The sequence below is a fragment of the Paracoccus marcusii genome (genome assembly GCF_028621715.1).
GTDB lineage: Bacteria > Pseudomonadota > Alphaproteobacteria > Rhodobacterales > Rhodobacteraceae > Paracoccus > Paracoccus marcusii.
Genome location: NZ_CP117466.1, coordinates 1238398 through 1263533, shown reverse-complemented (window position 1 = coordinate 1263533; position 25136 = coordinate 1238398). Strand labels below are relative to the sequence as shown.

At 68.9% G+C, this 25136-nt stretch carries 27 protein-coding genes; 7 read left to right on the top strand and 20 right to left on the bottom strand.

What is annotated here, in order from left to right; all coding sequences use genetic code 11:
* Positions 1–57: 57 nt before the first annotated feature.
* Positions 58–819 carry a DUF1013 domain-containing protein gene (locus PRL19_RS06190; RefSeq protein WP_273744240.1) on the bottom strand — a complete coding sequence of 254 codons (762 nt, stop codon included), beginning with the start codon at positions 817–819 and terminating at the stop codon, positions 58–60.
* A gap of 187 nt (positions 820–1006) precedes the next feature.
* On the opposite strand from PRL19_RS06190, the gene PRL19_RS06185 reads away from it, so the two are divergent.
* Positions 1007–1642: a ribonuclease T2 family protein gene (locus PRL19_RS06185; protein WP_273744239.1), complete on the top strand. Its 636-nt coding sequence runs from the start codon at positions 1007–1009 to the stop codon at positions 1640–1642.
* On the opposite strand, the gene PRL19_RS06180 is transcribed toward PRL19_RS06185, so the two are convergent.
* Complete coding sequence (locus PRL19_RS06180; RefSeq protein ID WP_045980946.1) at positions 1639–2625, bottom strand: NAD(P)H-quinone oxidoreductase; 987 nt, start codon at positions 2623–2625, stop codon at positions 1639–1641. The two genes, PRL19_RS06185 and PRL19_RS06180, sit on opposite strands and share 4 nt — an antisense overlap.
* A 10-nt stretch (positions 2626–2635) precedes the next feature.
* Complete coding sequence (locus PRL19_RS06175) at positions 2636–3289, bottom strand: COQ9 family protein (RefSeq protein WP_046000747.1); 654 nt, start codon at positions 3287–3289, stop codon at positions 2636–2638.
* A 92-nt stretch (positions 3290–3381) separates the two neighbouring features.
* On the opposite strand from PRL19_RS06175, the gene rpsU reads away from it, so the two are divergent.
* A complete protein-coding gene (gene rpsU, locus PRL19_RS06170; RefSeq protein ID WP_081994671.1) occupies positions 3382–3588 on the top strand; it encodes a 30S ribosomal protein S21 in 207 nt (68 codons plus the stop codon).
* An 86-nt stretch (positions 3589–3674) separates the two neighbouring features.
* On the opposite strand, the gene PRL19_RS06165 is transcribed toward rpsU, so the two are convergent.
* Both PRL19_RS06165 and PRL19_RS06160 read right to left on the bottom strand, forming a co-directional pair.
* On the bottom strand, positions 3675–4442 hold the full coding sequence (locus tag PRL19_RS06165) for a hypothetical protein (protein ID WP_273744237.1): 768 nt from the start codon (positions 4440–4442) through the stop codon (positions 3675–3677).
* Positions 4443–4511: 69 nt separating this feature from the next.
* Positions 4512–4973 (bottom strand): Lrp/AsnC family transcriptional regulator, encoded by a 462-nt coding sequence (locus PRL19_RS06160; protein ID WP_046000877.1) that lies wholly within the window; start codon positions 4971–4973, stop codon positions 4512–4514.
* A gap of 134 nt (positions 4974–5107) precedes the next feature.
* Between PRL19_RS06160 and ald the strand changes: the two genes are divergently transcribed.
* Positions 5108–6226, top strand: coding sequence for an alanine dehydrogenase (gene ald, locus PRL19_RS06155; RefSeq protein WP_273744236.1), 1119 nt, complete (start codon positions 5108–5110; stop codon positions 6224–6226).
* A gap of 3 nt (positions 6227–6229) precedes the next feature.
* Here the strand turns inward: ald and mscL are convergent, their stop codons facing one another.
* From mscL to PRL19_RS06140, 3 genes are all read right to left on the bottom strand, one after another.
* Complete coding sequence (gene mscL, locus PRL19_RS06150; RefSeq protein ID WP_045980951.1) at positions 6230–6673, bottom strand: large conductance mechanosensitive channel protein MscL; 444 nt, start codon at positions 6671–6673, stop codon at positions 6230–6232.
* 115 nt (positions 6674–6788) lie between these two features.
* The gene (locus PRL19_RS06145; protein WP_052714547.1) at positions 6789–7412 is read right to left on the bottom strand and encodes a DsbA family protein; all 624 of its coding nucleotides are present in this window, start codon (positions 7410–7412) and stop codon (positions 6789–6791) included.
* A gap of 30 nt (positions 7413–7442) precedes the next feature.
* Positions 7443–7967 (bottom strand): DUF721 domain-containing protein, encoded by a 525-nt coding sequence (locus tag PRL19_RS06140; protein WP_045980953.1) that lies wholly within the window; start codon positions 7965–7967, stop codon positions 7443–7445.
* 85 nt (positions 7968–8052) lie between these two features.
* Here PRL19_RS06140 and mutY point away from each other — a divergent pair, with 85 nt between their 5' ends.
* The 3 genes from mutY (at position 8053) to PRL19_RS06125 (ending at position 10801) form a co-directional block, all read left to right on the top strand.
* Entirely contained in the window at positions 8053–9078 is a 1026-nt protein-coding gene (mutY, locus tag PRL19_RS06135; RefSeq protein WP_273744235.1) for an A/G-specific adenine glycosylase, read from the top strand.
* A 9-nt stretch (positions 9079–9087) separates the two neighbouring features.
* Entirely contained in the window at positions 9088–10218 is a 1131-nt protein-coding gene (locus tag PRL19_RS06130; protein ID WP_273744234.1) for an alkane 1-monooxygenase, read from the top strand.
* Between the two features lie 121 nt (positions 10219–10339).
* Complete coding sequence (locus PRL19_RS06125) at positions 10340–10801, top strand: BLUF domain-containing protein (protein WP_052714550.1); 462 nt, start codon at positions 10340–10342, stop codon at positions 10799–10801.
* 90 nt (positions 10802–10891) lie between these two features.
* Here PRL19_RS06125 and PRL19_RS06120 read toward each other — a convergent pair whose 3' ends face one another.
* From PRL19_RS06120 to PRL19_RS06100, 5 genes are all read right to left on the bottom strand, one after another.
* Positions 10892–12022: a site-specific DNA-methyltransferase gene (locus PRL19_RS06120; protein WP_045980956.1), complete on the bottom strand. Its 1131-nt coding sequence runs from the start codon at positions 12020–12022 to the stop codon at positions 10892–10894.
* A gap of 90 nt (positions 12023–12112) precedes the next feature.
* The gene (locus PRL19_RS06115) at positions 12113–12742 is read right to left on the bottom strand and encodes a ribonuclease HII (RefSeq protein ID WP_273744232.1); all 630 of its coding nucleotides are present in this window, start codon (positions 12740–12742) and stop codon (positions 12113–12115) included.
* Positions 12739–13218 carry an ureidoglycolate lyase gene (locus tag PRL19_RS06110; protein WP_127897734.1) on the bottom strand — a complete coding sequence of 160 codons (480 nt, stop codon included), beginning with the start codon at positions 13216–13218 and terminating at the stop codon, positions 12739–12741. Before PRL19_RS06110 ends, PRL19_RS06115 begins: the two co-directional genes overlap by 4 nt.
* A gap of 9 nt (positions 13219–13227) precedes the next feature.
* On the bottom strand, positions 13228–14850 hold the full coding sequence (locus PRL19_RS06105; protein ID WP_273744231.1) for a glycosyl transferase family 90: 1623 nt from the start codon (positions 14848–14850) through the stop codon (positions 13228–13230).
* Between the two features lies 1 nt (position 14851).
* On the bottom strand, positions 14852–16048 hold the full coding sequence (locus tag PRL19_RS06100; protein WP_127897732.1) for an MFS transporter: 1197 nt from the start codon (positions 16046–16048) through the stop codon (positions 14852–14854).
* A gap of 205 nt (positions 16049–16253) precedes the next feature.
* Between PRL19_RS06100 and PRL19_RS06095 the strand changes: the two genes are divergently transcribed.
* The gene (locus PRL19_RS06095; RefSeq protein WP_273744230.1) at positions 16254–17000 is read left to right on the top strand and encodes a GntR family transcriptional regulator; all 747 of its coding nucleotides are present in this window, start codon (positions 16254–16256) and stop codon (positions 16998–17000) included.
* Here PRL19_RS06095 and PRL19_RS06090 read toward each other — a convergent pair.
* The 7 genes from PRL19_RS06090 to PRL19_RS06060 are packed head-to-tail and all read right to left on the bottom strand — an operon-like array spanning position 16997 to position 25128.
* A complete protein-coding gene (locus PRL19_RS06090) occupies positions 16997–18490 on the bottom strand; it encodes a class I adenylate-forming enzyme family protein (protein WP_273744229.1) in 1494 nt (497 codons plus the stop codon). The two genes, PRL19_RS06095 and PRL19_RS06090, sit on opposite strands and share 4 nt — an antisense overlap.
* Positions 18487–19296, bottom strand: coding sequence for an oxepin-CoA hydrolase, alternative type (locus PRL19_RS06085; protein WP_273744228.1), 810 nt, complete (start codon positions 19294–19296; stop codon positions 18487–18489). The genes PRL19_RS06090 and PRL19_RS06085 overlap by 4 nt, the downstream gene beginning before the upstream one ends.
* Positions 19293–19691, bottom strand: a complete 399-nt coding sequence (locus PRL19_RS06080; RefSeq protein ID WP_273744227.1) for a PaaI family thioesterase — start codon at positions 19689–19691, stop codon at positions 19293–19295. Before PRL19_RS06080 ends, PRL19_RS06085 begins: the two co-directional genes overlap by 4 nt.
* The gene (locus PRL19_RS06075; protein ID WP_273744226.1) at positions 19688–20686 is read right to left on the bottom strand and encodes an acyl-CoA dehydrogenase family protein; all 999 of its coding nucleotides are present in this window, start codon (positions 20684–20686) and stop codon (positions 19688–19690) included. The genes PRL19_RS06080 and PRL19_RS06075 overlap by 4 nt, the downstream gene beginning before the upstream one ends.
* A gap of 4 nt (positions 20687–20690) precedes the next feature.
* Positions 20691–21872 (bottom strand): acyl-CoA dehydrogenase family protein, encoded by a 1182-nt coding sequence (locus tag PRL19_RS06070; protein WP_273744225.1) that lies wholly within the window; start codon positions 21870–21872, stop codon positions 20691–20693.
* Complete coding sequence (locus PRL19_RS06065) at positions 21872–23047, bottom strand: acetyl-CoA C-acyltransferase (protein WP_273744224.1); 1176 nt, start codon at positions 23045–23047, stop codon at positions 21872–21874. The genes PRL19_RS06070 and PRL19_RS06065 overlap by 1 nt, the downstream gene beginning before the upstream one ends.
* Positions 23044–25128: a 3-hydroxyacyl-CoA dehydrogenase NAD-binding domain-containing protein gene (locus PRL19_RS06060; RefSeq protein ID WP_273744223.1), complete on the bottom strand. Its 2085-nt coding sequence runs from the start codon at positions 25126–25128 to the stop codon at positions 23044–23046. The genes PRL19_RS06065 and PRL19_RS06060 overlap by 4 nt, the downstream gene beginning before the upstream one ends.
* Between the last annotated feature and the right edge of the window lie 8 nt (positions 25129–25136).

The following is a 25136-nucleotide window of genomic DNA, read 5'->3' as shown; positions in this document are numbered from 1 at the left end:
ATCCCAAGATAAAAGGCCGGGCGATTGCCCGGCCTTTTTCATCCTCTGCGGTGCCAATCAGCGGCGCGACTTGCCGTGATCGTCCTCGTCGTCATCCTCGTCATCCGTATCGGGCAGGTTGAAGAACGTGTCCTTGTCCAGCTCCCGCTCGGGCTTGTCCTCGTCGCGCGACAGGCTGAAGTTCTCCAGCCCGGCGATCGCGCTGGGCAGGCGCGGCTCCTCGGACATGGACAGCGATGTCTCGGTGCTGACCAGCTTGCGACGCTCGTCGTCGGTCATCACGCCACCTTCGGCGGCCTTCTTCTTGGCGGCCTTCTGGACAGCCGCGTCCAGTTCGGTCTGCCGGCACAGGCCCAGGGCGACCGGGTCGATCGGCTGGATGTTCTGGCTGTTCCAATGCGTCCGGTCGCGGATCGACGCGATCGTGGGCTTGGTCGTGCCGACCAGCTTGGCGATCTGCGCATCGGCCAGCTCCGGGTGGAACTTGACCAGCCACAGGATCGCCGCGGGACGGTCCTGCCGCTTGGACAGCGGCGTATAGCGCGGCCCGCGGCGCTTCTCCTCGCCGTCGGCGGCGGGGTTGTGCTTCAGGCGCATGCGATAGATCGGGCTCGCCTCGGCGCGCTTGATCTCTTCGGGGTCCAGCTGGTTCGAGGCGACGGGGTCATAGCCCTTGACGCCCGCGGCCACGTCGCCATCGGCGATGCCCTGGACCTCAAGCTCGTGCAGACCGCAGAAATCGCCGATCTGCTTGAAGCTGAGCGTCGTGTTGTCGACCAGCCAGACGGCGGTGGCCTTGGCCATCAGCGGCTTGCTCATGTCAGTCTCCTTCGCGTGTCTCTTGGTCCCGAACATGGGGGCGAGGGCCGGAAAAACGGCTTCGGCTTGCGCCATTCCTCGTTTTCGGGGGGAATTGGCAGGTCGTATACCGATTTCGGAGGCCGGGGAAAAGAGGATTCGCACGTTTGCCGGTGCATGCCGGCGCGGGCGTCGCTATTGTCGCAGGATGCGCATCCTGTTCCTGACCCTCGCGGTCCTGCTGACACCCCTGCCCCTTGCCGCCCGCGACGTTGCGGGGCGGTTCGATTATTACGTGCTGGCGCTGTCCTGGCAGCCGACTTGGTGCAGCACGACGGGCGACGACCGCGACGCCCCCGAATGCCGCGACGGCACGGCACGCGACTTTTCGGTCCACGGACTGTGGCCGCAATACGAACGCGGCTGGCCGCAGGACTGCACGACGCCCGAACGCGATCCGTCGCGCCGCGAAAGCGCCGCGATGGCCGACGTGATGGGGTCCGGCGGGCTGGCGTGGTACCAGTGGAAAAAGCACGGCCGCTGCAGCGGGCTGTCTGCCGCGGGCTATTACGACGCGACCCGGCAGGCGGCAGAGGGCATCGTCATCCCGCCGGTGCTGGATGATCTGGCCCGCGACGTCGCGGCCCCGCCCGTGGTGATCGAGGAAGCCTTCCTGGAGGCCAACCCCGACCTGGATGCCGACGGCGTCACCATCGCCTGCCGCGACGGCGCCCTGACCGAGGTGCGGATCTGCCTGACCCGGGACCTGGAACCCCGGACCTGTGCCCCCGATGCGCGCCGCGACTGCGACGCGCCCCGCCTGCTGATCGAGGCCGTGCGCTAGCCCGCGACCTTCAGGACGATCTTGCCGATATGGTCGCTGCTTTCCATCCGGCGATGGGCGTCGGCCGCGTCGGCCAGCGCGAACTCGCTGTCGATGGTGACGGCGACCGACCCGGCGGCGATCATCGGCCACAGCCGCTTGCGGATCTGGTCGGCGATCTCGGCCTTGGCGACGTCGGATTGCGGGCGCAGGGTGGACCCGGTGATCGTCAGGCGGTTCACCATGATCTGGGCAAAGTTCAGCTCGACCTTGGGGCCTTCCAGAAAGGCGATCATCACCAGCCGCCCGTCCTGGGCCAGCGTCTTGATGTTGCGGGGGATGTAGCTGCCCCCGACCATGTCCAGGATCAGGTCCGCACCACCCGCCTCGGCCAGCACCTTGGTGAAATCCTGGCTGCGATAATTGATGGCGGTGGCGCCAAGCGCGGTGATGGCCGCGCATTTGTCGTCGCTGCCCGCGGTGGCAAAGACACGCGCGCCCAGGGCGTGGGCGATCTGGATGGCCATCATGCCGATGCCGGAGGTTCCGCCATGGACCAGAAAGCGGTCGCCCCCGGTCAGCCCGCCGCGCTGGACGACGTTCGACCAGACGGTGAAGGCGGTTTCGGGCAGGCACGCCCCGTCGCGCAGCGACAGTCCCTTGGGGATGCGCAGCGCGTGATCGGCGTGGCACACCGCGTATTCCGCATATCCACCGCCGGGCAGCAGGGCGCAGACCTGTTCGCCCTTCCGCCAGCGCGTGACACCCGCGCCAAGGCCCACGATCTCTCCCGAGGCCTCCAGCCCGGGCAGGTCGGACGCGCCCGGCGGCGGGGCATAGCTGCCCGATCGCTGCAGCACGTCGGGACGGTTCACGCCGGCATAGGCGATCTTGATCAGGATCTGGTCATGGCAGGGCACCGGCACGGGCCGGGTCGTGGCGCGCAGCTGATCGGCGGCGCCGGGGCCTGCGATCTCGATGGCGGTCATCTGGTCGGGGAACATGGGGTCGTCCTTATCGGGTCTTGCCGGGCAGCGCCCGGTCACGGGGCGCACGAATCCAGCCCAGGGCGGCATCGGCCAGCCTGGAGGCGCCGGGCAGGCTGCGCAGGCGCGCCTTGACGGTTTCGACCGACATCACGCCGTCGATGCGGCGGTCGATGAAGGCGCGAGTGTCGGCACGGCCCTCGGACTCGTCGCCCAGCCAGAACAGCACCGTGGCCGAGATCACCGCCGTTAGCGTCGCGCGTTTCGAATACCAGTTCACGTCCTGCGACCGATCGCCCAGGGCGGTCCAGATCACGTCCGCGGTCTCCCACACCAGCCGCGCGGCCAGGGCCGCATTCTGCGGCAACGCCAGCGTCGCGGCCCCGGCGCGGACCAGTTCGGGGTCCGACAGCTCCAGCCGCTGCCACAGGGCCTGGGCCACGCGGTCGCGGAACCGCCCCTCCAGCGGGGTGGCGGCCAAGGCCTCGCGCAGCGCCCGGTCGGCACGGCGGTGATAGGCGGCGGCCAATCCGGCACCGCCCTGCGGGAAATGCACCCGGATCAGGGCCGCATCCATGCCGATGTCGCGCGCACCGGCGGCCAGCGCCCGCTCGTTCATCCCCTCGAAGGGGACATGGACCAATGCGGCATCCAGCAGCGCGTCTCGGTCGGTGTTGGTCATGCATACCTCGTCTGGACATTTGCGCCCGCCCCTGTTAGAGGGACGCTTCCTGCAATCTATCAACTCTAACCTAGGAAGGTGGTGACAACCACATGCAGGTCAATGTTCGCGACAACAACGTCGAACAGGCGCTCCGTGCTCTGAAGAAGAAACTTCAGCGCGAAGGTGTCTTCCGCGAAATGAAGCTCAAGCAGCATTTCGAGAAGCCGTCGGTCAAGAAAGCCCGTGAAAAGGCCGAGGCCGTTCGCCGCGCCCGCAAGCTGGCCCGTAAAAAGGCACAGCGCGAAGGCGCGCTGTAAGACGACGCGATCTTGTGTCATTTGAAAACCCCCGCGGCGCCATGCCGCGGGGGTTTTCTTTCGTGGTGGGTCGATGCGGGACGCGATCAGCCGTTGCTGTCCGAACCGCCGTCGGAACCGCCATCCGATCCACCATCGGAACCGCTGTCCGATCCGCCGTCGGAACCACCGTCCGAACCGCCATCCGAATCACCGCCATCAGACGCGCCACCGTCAGCGCCGCCATCAGACGCGCCGCCGTCGGATGAGCCGCCGTCGGATGCGCCGCCGTCGGATGCGCCGTCATCGGCGCCATCGTCCGAACCGCCATCCGCGGCACCGTCATCACCGGCCCCGCCATCCATGCCGTCATCACCGGCACCGTCATCCGTGGCGCCATCTTCGGTCGATCCGTCATCGGTCGCGCCGCCGTCCACGGCGCCTGCCGTGCCGACGGGCGCTACGCCGGAATCATCGCCTGCCGAGGATGTCTCGGGGTCGTCCCGCGTCTCTACCCCGTTCACCGAGACCAGCCGCCCGTTGGCGGTGCTGTAGACGAGTTCGGTCGGCACGCCGGCGCGCTGTGCGGTCACCGTCAGGATAGGTCCCTCGCGCTGGATGTAGATGTCGGAATAGCCCTGGTCGGACAGGGTATCGGCGATGGCCTCATAATTCTCCAGGCTTTCCAGCCGCGGATAATCGCTTTCCGAGACGAAGCCGCCGGACGGCGATTCCTCCAGCGCGTCATCAGGGACGATGACGGTCGATTCGGGGGTCTCGATCACGGTGGTCTGTGCGATCGCGGTCGTGGCCATCAGGCTGGCTGCGGCGATCTGGCCGCCGACCAGCAGGGCCTTGAACGGAGTCTTCAGCATCGTGCGTCTCCTGTTGTCTGTCTGGCGGCATAACGCGCATCCGGGCCCGCAGGGTTCCCTGACCGCCGATCAGACGGGAATCGCGGTGGTCCGGAACACCGTGCGCAGGGCAAAGCTGGAATGCATCTGGGCAACTCCCGGCAGGCGCGACAGGTGCTGACGGTGGATGCGGGCGAAGTCGTCGGTATCCTCGACCACGATCTTCAGCAGATAGTCGGCCGTGCCCGCCATCAGGTGACACTCCAGCACGTCCGGGATGGTGCGCACGCCGCGTTCGAAGGCGTCCAGAACCTCGTCCGCCTGACCCGACAGGGTGATCTCGACGAAGACCGTCGTCTGGCGGCGCAGGGCGCGCGCATCCAGAAGCGCGACATAGCCCGAGATCACACCGGCCTCCTCCAGCCGCTGAACGCGCCTGTGGCAGGCCGACGGGGACAGATGCACCCGCAGCGCCAGCTCGGCATTGCTGATTCGTCCCTCGGTCTGGAGCAGGGACAGGATTCGTCGGTCTATTGCGTCAAGATCGGCCATGCCGGCAGAATCTTCGAAGACCGGTCCCGATGCCAGCGGTTTCTTCGCCGATCATCCGCCTATCGGGGGAATGTTCGCAGCACCTTGCGGGCCGGACGGGGCACCATCGGACCACAGCTCTGGGAGGAGAGACCATGAAGATCGGATGCCCCACCGAAATCAAGCCGCAGGAATTCCGCGTCGGCCTGACCCCCGCCGCCGCCGCCGAGGCCGTGCTGCGCGGCCACGACGTGCTGGTCCAGTCCGGCGCGGGCCTGGGCGCGGGATTCGCGGACCAGGACTACGTCGATGCCGGCGCCACGATCGCCCCCGACGCGGCGACGGTGTTCGCCGAGGCCGAACTGATCATTAAGGTCAAGGAGCCGCAGGCCGCCGAACGCAAGATGCTGGCCAGTGGCCAGATCCTGTTCACCTATCTGCACCTGGCGCCCGACCCGGACCAGACCCGCGACCTGCTGGACAGCGGCGTGACCGCCATCGCCTATGAGACGGTCACCGACGCACGCGGCGGCCTGCCCCTGCTGGCCCCGATGTCCGAGGTCGCCGGTCGCCTCGCCCCGCAGGTCGGCGCATGGGCGCTGCAAAATGCCAATGGCGGCCGCGGCATGCTGATGGGCGGCGTGCCCGGCGTGCGGCCTGCGAATGTCGTGGTGATCGGCGGCGGCGTGGTGGGCACCGCGGCGGCGCGCGTGGCGGTCGGCATGGGGGCCAACGTGACGGTCATGGACCGGTCGGTGCCGCGCCTGTCCTATCTGGACGACATCTTCATGGGCCGCCTGACCACCCAGTTCGCCAGCGCCGCGGCCACGGCCGAGGCGATCCGCACGGCCGACATGGTGATCGGCGCGGTCCTGATCCCCGGCGCCGCCGCGCCCAAGCTGATCAGCCGCGACCAGCTGTCGACCATGCCGCAGGGCGCGGTTCTGGTCGACGTGGCGATCGATCAGGGCGGTTGCTTCGAGACGTCGCGCGCCACCACGCACCAGGACCCCATCTATGACGTCGACGGAATCGTGCATTACTGCGTGGCGAACATGCCGGGCGCGGTGGCCCGCACCAGCACGCAGGCGCTTGGCAACGTGACCATGCCGCATCTGCTGGCCCTGGCCGACAAGGGCTGGCGCCGCGCGCTGACCGATGACGCGCATCTGCGCGCCGGGCTGTCGGTCCACGAGGGCCAGCTGACCTCGCCCCCGGTGGGCGAGGCCCTGGGCCTGGACGCCGTCACCCCGGCATCGGTGCTGGGGCTGTAGGCGTCAGGCGGGGCTGGCGCGGTCGGCCAGCAGGTCGCGGATCTGCGCCAGCAGCTCTTCCTGGGTGGGGCCGGCCGGGGGGGTCTCCTTGGCCTCCTCCTTGCGCATCGCGGCGCGCTGCAGGCGGTTCACGCCCTTGACCAGCAGGAACACCGCCCAGGCCACGATCAGGAAGTTCAGCACCGCCATCGCGAAGGCGCCATAGGCAAAGATCGCCGCCCCGGAATCGCGGGCGGCGGCCAGGCTGGCCCCGTCGGCCACGTTGCCGGACAGGACGACGTACTTGTCGGTGAAATCGATCCCGCCGGTCATCAACCCCAGGATCGGGTTGATCAGGTCGACGACCAGCGAATTGACGATGCCCGTGAAGGCCGCGCCGATGATGATGCCCACGGCAAGGTCGATGACGTTGCCGCGGGCGATGAAAGTCTTGAATTCCTGAATCATGACACACTGTCCCCGTGCTGCGCGTCAATTCCGCGCCCGCCGATCCTGCGACCATGCCGGACGAAAATCAATCGCGTGCGTGCAGGGCCCGCGCGGGGCCCTGCGGGGCGATGCGTCACTGGGCCGGGGCGGCCTCGGCCAGCTTGGTGTCGATGATTTCCTTCATGCTGTCCCAGGGCTGGTTCGACACCTTCTCTCCGCCGATGATGAAGGTCGGGGTGGCCTCGACCTCGTCGGCGGTGGCGTTCGTCTGGAACGTGGCGATCAGCTGTTCGACCTTGGCGGTATCCTCCCAGCAGGCGGTCATCTGTTCCTCTGTCATTCCGGCCTTCAGGCCGATGCGGCGCAGGTTCGTCGCGATCTCGTCGCCCGAACCGCCGGCCAGCCACTGTTCCTGTTCGTCGAACAGCATCCCGGACACGGGGAAGAACTTGTCGTCGCCACCGCAGCGCGCCAGGATTCCGGCCCACAGGCCCGGCTGGTCGAAATAGACGTCGCGCTGAACGAAGCGGACCTTGCCGGTGTCGATGTATTCCGCCTTGAGCTGCGGATAGACGTTGGCGTGGAAATTCGCGCAATGCCCGCAGGTGAAGCTGGCGTATTCGACGATGGTCAGGGGCGCGTCCTCGGCGCCCTGGGCGATGTCGGGCAGGGTTTCGGGGGTCGCGGCGGCGTCCTGCGCAAAGGCGGGGGCGGCCAGGGTCATCGCGACGGCGGTTGCGGCAAATCGCAGAAACATGGAAAGTCCTTTCAGGTCGTGCATGTCATGTCAGGTCCGGCGGCTGGCGACGTTCATCGCCAGTTGCGCCATGGCCTGGGCAAGGGTCGGATCGGAAAACTGCTGCCCCACCCCCCGGGCCTGCGCCACGATCGCGGGATCGGGCGCGCGGTCCGGGCGGGGCGCATGGGAAAAGGCCGCCTGCCCTTCGGCAAAGCCGGTTGCGGCGGTCTGCGTCAGGGTGATGCGGCTGACGGCGTTATAGCCGTAGCAGGCGTTGACGCGGTCGCGCAGCCGGGGCAGCTGCATCTCGACCATGGGCGCCATGGGGCCGGTGGTCAGCAGCGTCAGCGTGGCACCAAAGCCTGTGCGGGCGTGACTGATGCGGACCGGACGGGTGACGGGGGCCAGCTGCGGGCCCGCGATCTCGGCCCAGTTGGTCAGCAGGCGGGTGACCGCGAATCCGCGCCCCTCGGCCGCCTTCTGGACGCGGTCGGCCAGCAGGGTGGCTGCCGCCTGGAAGCCGCGGCTGCGACGACGGATCCGGGTCTTTGGGGCGTCGGACGGGTGGGCCATGGGCGCCTTTGCTGCTATCACCCGGCCATTCTTAGCCAGCCATCCCCCCGGATGAAAGCGCGCCCTTTTGCAAAGGCCCACATAATTGCGTGAAAGCAAGGTGATCGCCCCCGACCTGCTGGACTGGTACGACCGCCATGCCCGCAGCCTGCCCTGGCGGGTGCCCCCCGGCGGCGGCCCTGCCGACCCCTATCGCGTCTGGCTGTCCGAGGTGATGCTGCAGCAGACCACCGTCGCGGCGGTCAAGGCGTATTTCCTGCGGTTCACTGCGCTGTGGCCGACGGTCGAGGACCTTGCGGCGGCCGATGACGCGCAGGTGATGGCCGAATGGGCGGGATTGGGATACTACGCCCGCGCCCGAAACCTGCTGGCCTGCGCCCGTGCGGTGGCGGCGCGGGGCGGCTTTCCCGACACGCGCGACGGGTTGTCCGCGCTGCCGGGGATTGGGGCCTATACATCGGCCGCGATCGCCTCGATCGCCTTCGACCGGGTGGAAACCGTGGTGGACGGCAATGTCGAACGCGTGGTGTCGCGGCTGTTCGCAGTCCAGACACCCCTGCCCCGCGCGAAACCGGAACTGGTGGCGCTGGCCGACAAGCTGACACCGCAGTCCCGCCCGGGCGATTACGCGCAGGCGATGATGGACCTGGGTGCGACCATCTGCACGCCCCGCAGCCCCGCCTGCGTCATCTGCCCCGTCCAGGCCCAGTGCGACGCCCGCGTCCAGGGGATCGCGGCCGAACTGCCCCGCAAGACCCCCAAGGCCGCCAAGCCCACGCGTCAGGGCGTGGTCTGGCTGGCGCGCCAGGGCGATGCGCTTGTGCTGGAACACCGCCCGCCCAAGGGGCTGCTGGGCGGCACGCTGGCCTTTCCGTCGGCTCAATGGGACGGGCGCGACATGCCCCCGCCTGGCCCCGCCGACTGGCGCGACCTGGGCGCCGTGCGCCATGTCTTCACGCATTTCACGCTGGATCTGACCGTGCTGCTGGGCGATCTGACCGGCAATCCCACGCGCGGGGAACTGGTCCCCCTGCGGCAGATCGACCGCGACGCCCTGCCGGGGCTGATGCGCAAGGCCTGGGATATGGCGCAGCCGCATCTTCAGGGGTAGCATCGCGGCATGAGCCATGCCCCCCTGCCCGCCGCGGCGCCCTTCTGGCTGTCCGTCGCCCTGATCCCCCTGGTCGCGCTGGCGGCCTGGGGGGGCGGGATGTGGTGGCTGATCGTGCCGGTCTATGCCTGGTATCTGACCACGGTTCTGGACCGCGTGCTGGGCCTGAACGAGGCCAATCCCGACCCGGACACCGCCACCGACCAGCTGTTCTGGCACCGCGCCGTGACGCTGATCTGGTTTCCGCTGCAGGCGGCCACGATCCTGGCCTGCCTGTGGGTTGCGGGGCGCACGGACCACCTGTCGGGGTGGGAATCGCTTGGGCTGTTCTTTGCCATCGGCGTCATGTCGGGCAGCGTCGGCATCGTCTATGCGCATGAACTGCTGCACCAGAAGACGCCGGCCGAACGCTGGCTGGGGGACCTGCTGCTTGCGTCGGTTCTTTATTCGCATTTCCGCACCGAGCATCTGCTGGTGCATCACAGCTGGGTGTCGACCCCGCGCGACGCCGTCTCGGCCCGCTACAACGAAGGCTTTCACCGCTTTTTCGCCCGCGTCCTGATCGACGGCCCCCGCAGCGCGTGGCGGGCCGAGACGCGGTTCCTGGCCCGCGCGGGCCGCGGCCCTTGGGACCGCCGCAACCCCTTCTGGCGTTACGGCGTGCTGCAGGGGGCGATGCTGGGGCTGGCCATGGCCGTGGGCGGCTGGACCGGGCTGGGGCTGTTCCTGTTCCAGGCGCTGATCGCCGTCTGGCAGCTGGAGCTGACGAATTACGTCGAACATTACGGGCTGTCGCGCAAGCATCTGGGGGACGGCCGCTATGAACCCGTCCGCCCGCGCCACAGCTGGAACGCCAGCCACACCGCGACCAACTGGCTGCTGATCAACCTGCAGCGCCATTCCGACCATCACACAAAGCCCGACCGCCGCTTTCCGCTGCTGCAGACCTATGGCGCGGACGAGGCGCCGCAGCTGCCGATGGGCTATCCGGCGATGACGCTGCTGGCGATGGTCCCGCCGCTGTGGCGGCGGCGCATGAACCCCCGCGTGCGCGCCTGGCGGCGCCAGTTCTATCCAGAGATCACCGACTGGACCGACTATAACCGCGGCACGCTGCCCCTGCCCCGCAACGCGCTGTAGCGCGCATGCCGCAGGGGTCGGCAAATATCGCTAAAAGGCTGTGCAGCTTGTTTCCGGCGCAACCTTGCATTGTGTGCACAAAATGGAAAAGTGTCCCAAGGCGTAACAGGGACCGACCGGAATGAACGACGATTCGATGCTGATGCACAGCGATGCGCAGCCCTATCACTTCGCCGCGGGCGACAGTCTGGGCTATCTTCTGTACCGCAGCGTGGCCCGTCCCGGCATGCAACGCGACGACCTGGAACGCATCCTGCATCATGCGCGCGACCGCAACCGGGCGGCGGGGCTGACCGGATGCCTGCACCACGAGGACGGGCTGTTCTTCCAATGGGTCGAGGGGCCGCGCTTTCGCCTGTTCCGGCTGATCGACGTGCTGCGCGAGGATGACCGCCACCTGAACTTCACGGTGCTGGACCAGGGCCCGCTGCAACAGCGCCTGTTCAGCGATTGGGAGATGCGGTTTTCCGACCGCGAGGCCGCATCGCTGCTGGAATGGCTGGCCGAACGGCGCGACCGTGCCGGGTCCGACCAGGACGACGCCGAAAGCATCGCGGCCTTCATGCGGTCGATGAACGGCTGACGGATGAAAATTCCCCGCCATGCGGACATGGCGGGGCAAGGTGGTTCCGGCCGCGCGCATGGCGCGGGGGGAACGGGCGAAGGGTGAAGCTCAGTTGGGCCGGGGGGCGTCGCCCTCCATCTCGGCGCGGATCTGCTGGCGCAGGATGTCCAGCGGGATCATCTTGCCCTCGCGCCGGAAATGCCAATAGGTCCAGCCGTTGCAGCTGGGCGCGCCTTCCAGCGCGGCGCCGACCTGATGGATCGATCCCTTGACATCGTTCCCGATCAGTGACCCATCGGCACGGACCTTGGCCTTGTGGCGGTTACCGATCGAGAACAACTCCTCTCCGGGGCGCAGCATGCCGCGTTCGATGACCTGCCCGAAGGGGATGCGCACCTCGGCGCGCTTGGCGCGGGTGGTGGCGATGGCGTCGGCATCCAGCCGGCGCACGCGCGACAGGCGGCGGCCCGCGACCTCGCGATAGGCCTCCTCGCGCTCGATCCCGATATAGTCGCGGCCCAGCATCTTGGCGACCGCACCGGTGGTGCCGGTGCCGAAGAAAGGGTCCAGCACCACGTCGCCGGGGTTGGTCGTGCCCAGGATCACCCGGTGCAGCAGCGATTCCGGCTTTTGCGTCGGATGGGCCTTGTCGCCGGCCGCGTCCTTCAGCCGCTCGCCGCCGTTGCAGATCGGCAGCACCCAGTCGCTGCGCATCTGGACGCCCTCGTTCAGCGACTTCAGCGCCTCGTAGTTGAACGTGTATTTCGAGCTTTCCGACTTTGCCGCCCAGATCAGCGTCTCATGCGCGTTGGTCAGGCGCTTGCCGCGAAAGTTCGGCATCGGGTTCGACTTGCGCCAGATCACGTCGTTCATGATCCAGAACTGCTGGTTCTGCAGTTCGGCGCCGACGCGGAAGATGTTATGATAGCTGCCGATCACCCAGATCGCGCCGTTCGGCTTCAGCAGGCGGCGGGCGGCGGCCAGCCAGTCGCGGGTGAAGGCGTCATAGGTGGCAAAGCTGGAAAACTGGTCCCAGTGATCGTCCACCGCATCGACCAGGCTGTTGTCGGGGCGATGCAGGTCGCCCTTCAGCTGCAAATTATAGGGCGGATCGGCAAAGATCAGGTCCACGCTGCCCGCGGGCAGGCTGTTCATGATCTCGATGCAATCCCCGCCCAGAATCTGGTTCAGCGGTAATGGCCGCGCGGAATCCGCGCGCTGGTCCTTGGTTTTCGTCATGCTCTGCCTTCGGGAAATGCCGGCTTTTGCCGGTCTGGTATGTCCCCAAAGATGATTCAGATGCGAATCGCCGTCAATTTCTTTTTCGAATCAGTCACTTACCAAAGGGTCTTTACACAAGATGTTGTGGACCGGCCTGAACGACCGCCTATGATGTGGGGTTATCCCCAGATGTAGCAGGGCGCGTTTGTGGCCCGGCGTGGGGTATCCGGCATTCACGTCCCAGCCATATCCGGGGTGCTGTTGCGCCAAATCCACCATGATGCGGTCGCGCAACACCTTGGCCACGATCGAGGCCGCGGCGATCGACAGGCAGCGCGCATCGCCCTTGACCACCGCCTGCGCGGGCAGGGTCAGATCGCGGGGCAGCATGTTGCCGTCGATCAGCACGTGGCAGGGCGGCTGGCGCAGCCCGGCCAGGGCGCGGCACATCGCGACATGGCTGGCGCGCAGGATGTTCAGGGCGTCGATCTCGACCGGATCGACATGGGCCACGGACCAGTCGCAATGCGCCATGATCCAAGCGGCCAGCGCGTCGCGCCGCGCGGCGGTCAGCTTCTTGCTGTCGTTCAGGCCGTCAGGGATGTTCTGCGGGTCCAATACCACGGCCGCCGCGGTGACGGGGCCGGCCAGCGGCCCACGCCCGGCCTCGTCCACGCCGGCCACGCGACGCGCGCCCCCGGCCATGGCCAGGGTCTCGACGCTGTAATCGGGGGTCATGCGGTGATCCGCACCGCGGGGATGGTCACTTCCTCTAGGTTCGTGCCGGTCCCCTCGCGGTCCACGACCAGGAAATCGGCCGGCTGGTCCAAGGGCGTCAGCACGCCGTGCCAGGTTCCCGCATGCAGGTTCACGCCGGTATGCGCCGGGACCAGGAACGCCCGCAGGGCGCCGGGTCGGCCGTCGTCATCGGGCGCGACCACCGACAGCCACGGCCGGTCGCCAAGCGGCATGAACGCCTGCGACCCAAGCGGGTGACGTTCCAGCAGCGTGCAGTCATAGGGCAGGCTGACGGCCTGGCTGCGAAAAAGGGAAATGATCGCCTCTCCGCCGCCGCGTTCGACGGTGGCCAGGGCATGGTGGCGTTCGCAGCGGCCCGCATTGATCATGCGGTCGGGCGTGGCGCGCGGGGTCAGCACCTCGCCGAAGGGGGCGAAGGCGGCGGCGGTCAGGGGTTCGATGCGGATCGTGCTCATGGCGGTGTTCTAGCGCGCCGCAGCCAGCCCGTCGAGGATCAGACGCATCATGTCCGCCCGTGCGGCGGGGTCGCGCAGATGCGCGGCCTCGGCGCGCGCGGCACGCGACATGGCGCGGCAGGCGTCGGGATGGGCGCGGGCCCAGGCCAGCTTGTCCTCAAGGTCGGTCAGGTGGCGCGCGACGGGGATGAAATGCTCCCAAGGCCGGAAGCGCCCCGAATAGAACACCTGCCAGCCGTCATCCTCGGCCAGCAGCACGCCGTTCTGATCCAGCCCCGAGATGAAGTTCGACCCGTGGTCATACCCCGACAGGCACAGCTGATAGCGATAGGCCCGAAAGTCGCGCGGCCCCATGCGCGGGCGGCAATAGGGCGCGATCAGCGGGTCGTCGGCGTGCTGGCGGAAACCGTGCGCCATGACGATGCCCACATCGAAATCGGGATGATCGTGAAACCGGCGGACAAATGCCATGCGATTGGTGCGGCACAGGCCCTGCCATGCGGCCTCGCGATCCGCGGGGGTGGCGGCTTGGGCCAACCGCTGCAGCCAGACATGGCTGGCGGGACCGGGCTTCACCCCCTCGCGCATTTCCGACCCCGAGATCATGCCGCGCCACACCAGCCGGTCCTGCTTGTCGTCCCAGGGGATGTCGTCGTCGGGCGTGGCGGGATCGAACCCCGGCAGGCCGATCGCGTGCTGGTCCGGCAGGGGCCACAGGACCGCGTTCACCGCCCCCGCCCGGCGGTTGTGGCACAGGACCGGACGATCCAGGGGTGCGCCCTCGGGGCTGCCGAACCAGCGACTGTCCTCCATGTCGATCCAGACCGGATCGCGGCGGTCCAGCGCCAGGATGTCGTTGATCACCCCCTCGGCCCGGATCAGCTTGAAGGGACGCCCCTCGCGCGCCAGGGCCAGAGGTCGGTGGCCGGGGGGCGTCAAAAGGGTGAACTGCCGCGGCGCACCCGCCGCGTCGGTCACCGCGCCGCTGCCCGACAGGGTGCCGTCCCATCGGCAGGCAAATCCTGACAGCCCCTGCGCGCCGCCTGCCGCACCGGGGTTCAGGCCCGCAAGACAGAAGCGCGCGACATCCTGCGCCCAGCCCGGCGGTGCCTTGGGCATCGGCGGCGGGTCCACGACGGGGTCCGGGACGGGCCAGCGGTCGGGCCAGTGGTCGGGCAGCCCCCGGTCCAGCGCCAGCAACGGCCGCAACCGTGCGGCCAGGTCCGCGGGGGTGCTGTCGGTCAGGTCCAGCGTGATCAGCCGCGTGTCGTCCGCGAACAGGGCGCGCGTCGCGTCCAGATGCGCCTGCATCCCTTCGGGCCAGCGATGGCGGGGCGGGATGGTCAGCAGGAACAGCGCGTCGGGCAGACGGTCGCGCAGAAAGGCGACGCAGCGCCAGGCCTGCAATGCCGGGCGCCAATGGGGCCGGTCGCGGTACAGCCCCGTGATCAGCCGCGCGTTGGGCCAGCCGCGCAGGGGCTGCGTCCCCTGCCCCATCGCATAGACGATGTCCGCAGCCAGGCGCCCGCCGTCATGGCAGACCGCGCGATGGCCGTTGGCCTGAAACATCCGCGCCAGCGCCGCATCGATGGGGCCGTCGGGGCCGACATGAATGACGACCGGGTGGCCCATCTCAGCCCAGGCTGCGGCGCGGCAGCAGGATCGTCAGCAACCCCAGCACCGGCAGGACCGAACACAGCAGGAAGACCGACCGGATCCCCTGCGCATCCGCCAGCACCCCAAGCGCCGCGGCCGAGATCCCGCCCATGCCGAACGAGAAGCCGAAGAACAGCCCCGCGATCATGCCGGTGCGGCCCGGCACCAGCTCTTGCGCAAAGACCACGATGGCCGGAAAGGCCGATGCCAGCACCAGCCCGATCAGCACGGCCAGCACGCCCGTCGGCACCAGCCCCACATGCGGCAGCGCCAGCGTCAATGGCAGCGCGCCCAGGATCGACACCCAGATGACCGTCAGCGGCCCGACCCTGTCGCCGATCACCCCGCCCAGCATGACGCCCGCCGCCATGCCCGCCAGGAACAGGAACAGCATGATCTGCGCGCCTTGGGTCGACAGGCCGAACTTGTCGATCGTGAAGAAGGTGAAATAGCTGCTCATCGAGGCGCTGTAGATGTTCTTGGTGAAGACCAGCACCGCCAGCACCGCGATGGCGCGGATCACCGTGGCGCGCGGCAGGCGCAGCGTACGGTCGGGGGTGGCGGTGCTGGCGCGGCGCCGATCCTCGGCCCAGCTGCCGACCTGCCACAGGATCGCGGCACCCAGGGCGGCCGCGACCGCGAACCAGGCCACGGCCGGACGGCCCAGCGGCACCACGATGAAGGCGGCCAGCAGCGGCCCCAGCGCCTGCCCGCCATTGCCGCCCAACTGGAACAGCGACTGCGCGGTGCCGAACCGCCCCCCCGACGCGATCCGCGCCACGCGCGAGCTTTCGGGATGGAACACGGCCGATCCGATGCCGATCAGCATCGCCCCCGACAAAAGCCAGGCATAGCCCTCGGCCATGCCCAGCATCAGCACGCCGCACAGCGTCGAGGCCATGCCGAAGGGCAGCGACCGCGGCTGCGGGTGGCGGTCGGTGGCCATCCCGATCAGCGGCTGCAGCAGCGACGCGGTGACCTGGAAGGCCAAAGTCATCACGCCGATCTGGGCATAGGACAGGTCGAATTCGACCTGCAGCAGCGGATAGATGGCCGCCAGCATCGACTGCATCACGTCGTTGATCATGTGGCAAAGGCTGATCGCCATCAGCACGCCCCAGGATGTCAGCGTCGCGGGTCCGGGTGTCACCGAGGGATGGGTGGTCGAGCGCATCGAAAATCCGCCATCATGCTTGCACGATCTGCATTTATCAGACATCCTGCGAAAGGAAAGCGCCGTGCGCCCGTCCGCCCGGGGTTTTTCCCCGGCCCGCGGCCAGCCGGGATGTCGCATGGCGAATTGGACAGCTTCCATTCTTGTGCGTATCATTTATCAAATCGGGACAGGTATATGTCACGAGTTCTTCAAAATGGCCAAGTTGTCCCAAGGTTCGTCCGTTACGATCCGCTCTTCCGGCGTCGACGCCGAACGGCGGCGACTCAACACATGGCAGGCGATCCGCGCGGATGTGCTGGGCCGGATCAGATCGGGCGAATGGCCGCCGGGCAGCCTGATCCCCACCGAACAGATGCTGTCGATCGAGATGGGCTGCGCGCGCGCCACGGTGAACCGTGCGCTGCGTGAGCTGGCCGACAGCGGCATCATCCAGCGCCGCCGCAAGGTGGGCACCCGCGTGACCGCCACCACGTCCCGCCGAACGACCCTGTCGCTGCCGGTCCTGCGCGACGAGATCGAGTCGCTTGGCGCGCGCTATGCCTATCAGATGACCGAATGCCTGCCCTGCAACCCCAGCCCCGCCGCCATGCAGGCGCTGCAGGTCGATGCCGACGACATGATGCTGCTGGTCAAGTCGCGCTATCTGGCCGACGACCGCCCGCATTGCTGCGAGGCGATCTGGCTGAACCCCCGCGCGCTGGCCCTGCCCGATTTTCATCTGTTCGCACATGAACCGCCGCAGGAATGGCTGGCCCGCAGCCTGCCCGTCACGCAAAGTCGCTTTTCGATCCTGGCCGAAGGGGCCAGCGGGTCCTGCGCGGTGAACCTGACCATCGATCCGGGCACGCCGGTGATGACGATCGAGAGGGTCAACACGCTGGATTCGCTGCCTGTGTCGTTTGCCCGCCAGTTCTATCCGCCGATGCACCGCCTGGTGCTGGACGACTAAAGACCCAACAGGTCCGCGAAATGCGCGACAAGGCGGTGCTTGAGCACCTTGCCCGTCGCCGCCGCGGGCAGCGCGCCCGTCAGGATGATCCGCGTGGGCCGCTTGTAGGCCGACAGCCGCGCCGCCGCATGGGCCGCCAGCGCATCGGCCGTCACCGCATCCGGCGAAATCAGCTGACAGAAGGCCAGGATATCCTCGTCGCCCCCCTCGCGCGCGCGGCCGATCACGGCGGTCTGCAGGACGGCCGGATGATCGTTCAGAGCGGCCTCGACCTCGGGGGGATAGACGTTGAAGCCGCCGCGGATGATCAGCTCCTTGCAACGGCCCACGATGTGCAGCCGCCCCTGCGCGTCGATCCGGCCCAGATCGCCGGTGCGCATCCAGCCGTCCCGCAGCACCTGCGCCGTTCCCTCCGCATTGCGGAAATAGCCGCGCATGATGTGCGGACCGCGGGTCAGCACCTCTCCGGTGCCGGGTTCGCGGCCGATCGTCTCGTCCAGCGCGATCTCCACCCCCGGCAGCGGGTGGCCCGCCGACGGGTCCGGGTCGCCGATGGCGTTGTTCGTGACGGTCACCCCCGCCGTGGTCTCGGTCATGCCGTAGCCGTTCTGCAGCGCGATGCCATAGAACGTCTCGGCCCGCCGCTTCCAGTCGGGGTCCAGGGGCGCCGCGCCGCTGCTGACATAGCGCAGGGGCCGGGCCAGACGCTCCAGCCCTTGGGCTCGCGCCTCGGCCATGATGGCCGCGTGCATCTGCGGCACGGCGGGCAGGACGGTCACGTCTGCCTGCAGCGCAGCCAGCGTCTGCGCGGCCGAAAAGCGCGGCTCCAGCCGGATATGCGCACCCGTGGCCAGGCCCGCGGCCAGCATCGAGGTCAGCCCGAAGACATGCGTCAGCGGCAGAACGCCCCAGATGACATCATCCGCCTGCATCCCCCGCAACCGGGCCGAGCTTTCCCCGCCAAAGATCAGGTTCCCGTGGGTCAGCATCACCCCCTTGGGCGTGCCCGTCGTGCCGGTGGTGTAGAGGATCACCGCCGTCATCGCGTCCTGCGGCTCGACCTGCTCCGGCACGGCGTCGAAGGGTCCCGCGACATGCAGCGCCGCCCCGGCCAGCGTGACGGCGCGCGCATCGCCCGAATGGACACGCGCGGGTTCGCTGACATCGGACAGGAACAAGGTCAGGCGCGGTTCGGTATGGGCCGCGATCTTGGCCAGCTCCGGCGCGGTCATGCGCGCGTTCACGGGCACCAGCACCGCGTCCATGCGGCTGGCGGCCAGCAGCAGGACCGGCACCGGGGCCGCGTTCTCGGCCACCACCAGCAGCCGGTCGCCGGGGCGCAGGCCCATCGCCGCCAGATCCGCCTGCGTCCGCCGGACCAGATCGTCCAGCGCGGCATAGGTCAGGGTGCGTCCTGTCCCGTCGGTCAGGGCCGGACGGTTGGGATGGGCCGCGCGGGCGGCGTCGAACAGCTGGTGGATACGGGTCATGAATCCTCGCGAAGGCGGCGGAAATCGGGGGGGCGCTTGGCCAGGAAGGCGGTGATGCCCTCGGCCGCCTCGCGCGAGGCAAGGGCCGTGGCCATCGCGTCGCGTTCGGCACTCAGCTGCGCCTCCAGCAGGGTGGCGCGGGCGCCGGTCAGCAGATGCTTGATCGCGGCCTGCGCCTCGGCCGGGCCTGCGGCCAGGCGGTCGGCCAGGGCCATGGCGGCCATGATGGCCTCTCCGGGCTCGGTCAGTTCCTGGATGACGCCCAGAGCGTGCAGGCGTTCGGCGCCCACGGGTTGGCCGGTCAGGGCCATGGATGCGGCCATCTGCGGCGGCAGGCAGGCGGTCAGCGCCGCGGTCAGCCCGCCATCGGGCACAAGCCCGGCATTCACATAGGCCGCCGTGAAACGCGCATCGCGGGCCGACACGATCATGTCGCAGGCCAAAGCCAGCGACAGGCCCGCGCCGGCGGCGCCCCCCTCGACCACGGCGATGACCGGGCGGGGGCAGGCCACGACCGCGCGCATCAGGTCGTTCAGCGCGTCGATGCGGGCGCGGCGCTGATCCTCGGACATCTCCTGTGCCTTGATCAGCATGGTCAGATCGCCGCCCGCGCAGAAGAAGTCGCCCTCGCCCATGATCAGCACGGCGCCGATGCGGGGGTTGTCGGTCGCCAGTTCCAGCGCGTGGTGCAGGCCCTTGTAGAAATCGGGCGTCAGCGCGTTGCGGCGGGCGGCGTTGCGGTTCTCGACCACCAGGCGGTCGCCCAGGTCGCTGATTTCGCAATGCGGATTGGTGAGGTCGGTCATGGGGCGGCCCTTGTCTTGCGGAAGACGCCGGTCGCGGTGGCGATCAGCGTGCCGTCCTCATGCCGCAAGGCGCCCTCGATGAACAGGGTGGCGCGCCCGCCGCCCGTCACGCGGCCCGTGGCGGTCACGCGCCCCGGATGGCCCGGGGCCAGATAATTCACCGTCAGCGACAGCGTGGTGAAGGGATGGCGGCCCGTGGCATCGACCGTCAGGCTGCCCGTGGCCCCCATCGCGCTGTCCAGAAGGGTCGCGGCCAGCCCGCCATGCAGGATGCCCTGACGGTTCAGATGGCGGTCGTCCAGATCCAGCCAGCAGACCGCCCCCGCCCTGTCGCCCACGTCCAGGACATAGCCGATCAGGGACTGGGTGCCGGTTTCCCCGTGGATCAGGGTCATGCGAAGGCAGGCTCGCCGCGCGCGAAGCGCTCCAGGTGGAAATCCGCGTCGCCCATGGCTGTGTCGGCGGCCAGCAGGCGGCGGATCATGCCGCCGAGCGCATATTCCTCGGTCATCCCGATGCCGCCATGCAGCTGCACCGATTCCTCGGCCACCAGCCGCGCGACCCGACCCAAGGTGACCTTGCAGGCCTGCAGATGCCGGTCGCGCAGGGGTGCATCCGCATCCAGATGGCCCGCGAAATTGGTGACGGCGGACCGCGCCTGTTCGACCTCGACCGACAGGTCGGCGGCGCGATGCGCCAAGGCTTGGAACGCGATCAGCGGCTGGCCGAACTGCTTGCGGGTGCGCAGATAGTCCAGCGTCAGATCGACCGCCGCGCTCAGCGTGCCCAAGGCATAGGCCGCATGGGCCAGGACGCCGCGCGCCAGCACCGTGTCGAAATCGGCCAAGGCCCCAAGCCGCGTGGCGGGGGTGGCCTCAAAGATCAGGTCCGCGCCGCGCTGATCGTCCATCAGCGGATAGGGGCGGACGGTCAGCCCCGCCGCGTCGGGCGCGACCAACCACAGCGCATCGGCAGTGGTGACGATGATTGCCGCCGCCCCCTCGGCCCCCGCCACCATGGTCTTGCGCCCGGTCAGGCGGTCGCCATCGACGCTGATCGCCACGCCGCGGTCGTAACGCGTGCCGGGTTCGGCATCGGCAAAGGCGATGGTGGCCCCGTCGTCAGCAGGCTGACCCGCCTGCGCCAGGGCCGCTGCCCCGATCATCGTGCCGATCAGCGGCAGGGACGCGCCCGCCCGGCCCAGTGCCTCGAAGATCAGCGCCACGGCGGCGCCCGATCCGTCGAAACCGCCCTCGGCCTCGGTCAGCAGGGCCTGGGGGACGCCGGCCTCCAGCAGCGCGGGCATCAGCGCCTCGCCGGAATGGCGGGCCAGGATGCCGCGCAGGCTGTCCTGCAGCATGCGGTGGTCGTCGGAAAGCTGAAAGTCCATGGGCTTATCCTTTCGCCAGCGCGCCGGAAATGATGCTGCGCTGGACCTCGTTCGAGCCGCCATAGATCGACAGCTTGCGGTTGTTCAGCCAGGTGGCGCTGGCGGCCAGGGCCTCGTCGGCGCCCTCGGGGCCTTCGTTGCCCTCCAGCGTCAGGGCCATCGCCTGCCCGCCATAGGCGCGCCGCGTCAGCGCATCCAGCCGCTGGCGGATCTGGGTGCCCTTGATCTTGAGCATGCTGCTCTCGATGCCGGGCGCCTGGCCTTGGGCTGCGGCCGACAGCATTCGCAGGTTGGTGGTGGACATGGCCATCAGCTCGATCTCGACCCCCGCCATCTCGGCGGCGAACAGCGGATCGTCGGACAGCGGCTGGCCGCGATGGCGCTGTGCCTTGGCCACACGTTTCAGATTGTCCAGCGCGGCGGTGGCAAAGCCCACGCCCGCGATGTTCGTGCGCTCATGCGTCAGCAGGTATTTTGCATATGTCCAGCCCTGGTTCTCCTCGCCGACCAGATTGGCGGCGGGCACGCGGACATTGTCGAACCAGACCTCGTTCACCTCGGCCGTGCCGTCCAGCAGGACGATGGGGCGCACGGTGACGCCCGGCGTCTCCATGTCAATGAGCAGGAAGCTGATGCCCTCCTGCTTCTTGCCCGTCGCATTGGTGCGCACCAGGCAGAAGATCATGTTGGCGTGCTGGCCAAGCGTGGTCCAGGTCTTCTGGCCGTTGACGACATAATGGTCGCCGTCGCGCACGGCCTCGCAGCGCAGGCTGGCCAGGTCCGATCCGGCGCCGGGTTCGGAATAGCCCTGGCACCACCAGTCGTCACCGTTCAGGATGCGCGGCAGCCAGTGGTCCTGCTGCTCCTTGGACCCGAACTTCTGCAGGACCGGCCCCAGCATGGCGATGCCGAAGGGCACGATGCGCGGCGCATGGGCGCGTGCCGATTCCTCTTCGAAGATGTGGCGCTGGATCGCGGTCCAGCCCGCGCCGCCGAACTCCTTGGGCCAGTTCCCGGCCAGCCAGCCGCGCGATTGGAGTTTCGCGTGCCAGCCCTCCATCTCGGCCTTGGTCAGGTCGTGATGGAGCCGCACCTTGCGGGCCAGCGCGGGATCCAGCTCGGCCTTCAGAAAGGCGCGGATGTCGTCGCGGAAGGCGGTTTCCTCGGGGGTAAAGCTCATGTCCATCAGAAGATCTCCAGAAGTCCGGCGGCGCCCTGGCCACCGCCCACGCACATGGTCACGACGCCCCATTTGGCGCCCCGGCGGCGGCCTTCGCGCAGCAGATGGCCCGCGGTGCGCGCGCCGGTCATGCCGAAGGGATGGCCGATGGAAATGGCCCCGCCGTTCACGTTGTATTTCGCCGGGTCGATGCCGAGCGTGTCGCGGCTGTACAGGCACTGGCTGGCGAAGGCCTCGTTCAGCTCCCACAGGTCGATGTCGTCCACCGTCAGCCCGTGGCGCTCCAGCAGGCGCGGCACGGCAAAGACCGGGCCGATGCCCATCTCGTCGGGCGCGCAGCCCGCGACGGCAAAGCCGCGGAAGGCGCCAAGCGGTTCCAGGTTCAGCGATGCGGCCAGGTCGGCCTCCATCACCAGCAGCGCCGCCGCCCCGTCGGACAGCTGGGACGCGTTGCCTGCGGTCACGAACTGACCCGCGCCGCGCACCGGCTCCAGCTTGGCCAGCGCCTCCAGCGTGGTGCCGGGACGGTTGCCTTCATCGGCGGCGATGGTGACCTCGCGGTCGGCGGTCTCGCCGGTGGCCTTGTCGGTGACGGACATGGTGACCGTCATCGGGATGATCTCGTCGTCGAAAATCCCGGCGGCCTGCGCCGCGGCGGTGCGGGCCTGGGATTCGACGGCATAGGCATCCTGCGCCTCGCGGCTGACGCCATAGCGGGCCGCCACGATATCGGCGGTCTCGATCATGGTCATGTAGAGGTCGGGGCGGTTCGCCTCGATCCATCCTTCCCGCGAATGGCGCACGGGCGGCTGGACCATCGAGATGCTCTCGACCCCGCCGACCAGCACGGCGCGCGCGCCCTCATGGGCGACCATCTGCGCGCCCTGCGCCAGCGCCTGCAGGCCCGACGCGCAGAAGCGGTTGACCGTGGCGCCCGCGATGCTGTCGGGCAGGCCCGCGCGGATCACCGCCTGACGGGCGATGTTGCCGCCCGTCGCGGCCTCGGGATAGCCGCAGCCCCAGATGCTGTCCTCGATCAGCGCGGGGTCGATGCCCGCACGCTCGACCACGGCGCGGGCGGTGGCGCCGGCCAGCACGGCCCCGTGGGTCTGGTTGAAGGCGCCGCGTTTCGCGCGCCCGATGGCGGTGCGGGCGGTCGAGACGATCACGGGCTGTTTCATGCAGAGGTTCCTTGGTTCAGGTCGGCAAAGCCGCGGCCGTCGGCCACCAGTTCAGCCAGAAGCGGCGCGGGCTGCCAGAAATGGTCGTCGTCTTCGGCAAAGCGGCGGATGTCGGCCAGGATGCGGTCCAGCCCGTGGGCGTCGGCCCAGTGCATCGGCCCGCCCCGCCAGCGCGGAAAGCCGTATCCGTTCAGCATCACGACATCGACGTCCAGCGGTCGCAGCGCGGTGCCATCGGCCACCGTGCGGGCAGCCTCATTCACCATTGCGGCCATGGTGCGGGCGACGATCTCCTCGTCGTCGAAATCGCGGGGCGTGATGCCCAGATCGGACCGCACCGCGTCCAGGATCGCGTGCAGGTCCGGGTTCGGCTGCGGCTTGCCGTCGGCATAAACGTAATAGCCGCGCCCCGTCTTGCGGCCCAGATCGCCCTGTTCGTACAGGCGGTCAGCAAAGACCGGAACACGGTCGCGCGGATGGCGGTCGGCCGCCTTGCGCTGGCGGGTCATCGCGCCGATGTCCAGGCCCGCCAGGTCGCTGACCGCATAGGGGCCCATGGCGAACCCGAAATCGGTCAGCGCGCGGTCGACCTGCTGGGGCGACGCACCGTCCAGCACCATCGCATCGACCGCCGCGCGGTAATGCGACAGGATGCGGTTGCCGATGAAACCGTCGCAGACGCCCGCGCGCACGGCGATCTTGCCAAGGCGCTTGGCCAGGGCAAAGCCCGTGGCCACGACCTCGGGGGCAGTGCGGTCCGCGACCACGACCTCCAGCAGGCGCATGACATGGGCCGGAGAGAAGAAATGCAGGCCGATCACGTCGCGCGGGCGGCGCGTCGCGTCGGCGATGCGGTCCACGTCCAGATAGGACGTGTTGGTCGCCAGCACCGCATCGGGCTTTGCCACGCGGTCGATGGCGGCAAAGACCTGTTCCTTGACCTCCATCGATTCGAACACCGCCTCGACGATCAGGTCGGCCTGACCCAGGGCCGCGTAATCCGTGTCAGTGCGGAATGCCCCGGACAGGATCGCATCCCGGCGCGCGGCGGCCAGCTTGCCGCGGCTGACGGCCCCCGCCAGCAGGTCGCCGACCGTCGCCTGCGCGCGGGCGGTCGCCTGGTCGTCGCGTTCGATCAGGGTCACGTCCAGCCCGGCCAGCAGGCAGGACACCGCGATGCCCGCGCCCATCGTGCCGCCGCCGATCACGCCGATCCGGTCCAGGGGGCGCGGTGCCACGCCCTTGATCTGCGGCAGATGGGCCACGGCGCGTTCGGAAAAGAAGGCATGGATCAGCGCGGCGCGCTGCGGGCTGTCCATCAGCGCCATAAAGCCCGCGCGCTCAATCGCCATGCCCTGGTCGAAGGGCTGCGCCAGGCCGTCGGTCACCACGTCCACTGCCGTCGCCTGCGCGATCTGGCCGGGCAGCTTGCGCGCCAGGGTGGCCTTCAGCGCCTGCGCGGCATCCGGGTCCGGGGCGGGTGCGGGCAGATCGCGCGTCCGGCGCGGCGGCTGGCCCGCCAGCGTATCGGCCAGCGCGATCGCGTCCGCGCTCAGATCGCCCTGCGACAGCGCGTCGATCAGCCCCAGGTCCAGCGCCTGCGCGGCGGGAACCTGGCGGGCGCTGGTGATGATGTCCAGGGCGGCGGCGGTGCCGATCAGGCGCGGCAGGCGTTGCGTGCCGCCCGCCCCGGGCAGCAGCCCTAAGGTCACCTCGGGCAGGCCCATGCGGGTGCCGGGGGCCGCGATCCGCGTATGGCACCCAAGGGCCAGTTCCAGCCCCCCGCCCAGGGCGGTGCCATGCAGCGCCGCGACGACGGGCTTGTCCAGGGACTCGATGGCGGCGATCACGTCGGGCAGGATCGGGGCCTGCGAAGGCTTGCCGAATTCCGAGATGTCGGCACCTGCGACCCAGGTGCGGCCGGCGCACAGGATCACGGCAGCGTCTGCGCCTGTGTCCGCGGCAAAGTCGCGCGCCGCGTCCATCAGGCCCTGCCGCACGGCATGGCCCGTGGCGTTGACCGGCGGGTTGTCGATGGTGATCAGGCCGATGCGGCCTTGGCGGGCATAGGATACGGACATCTGGGAAA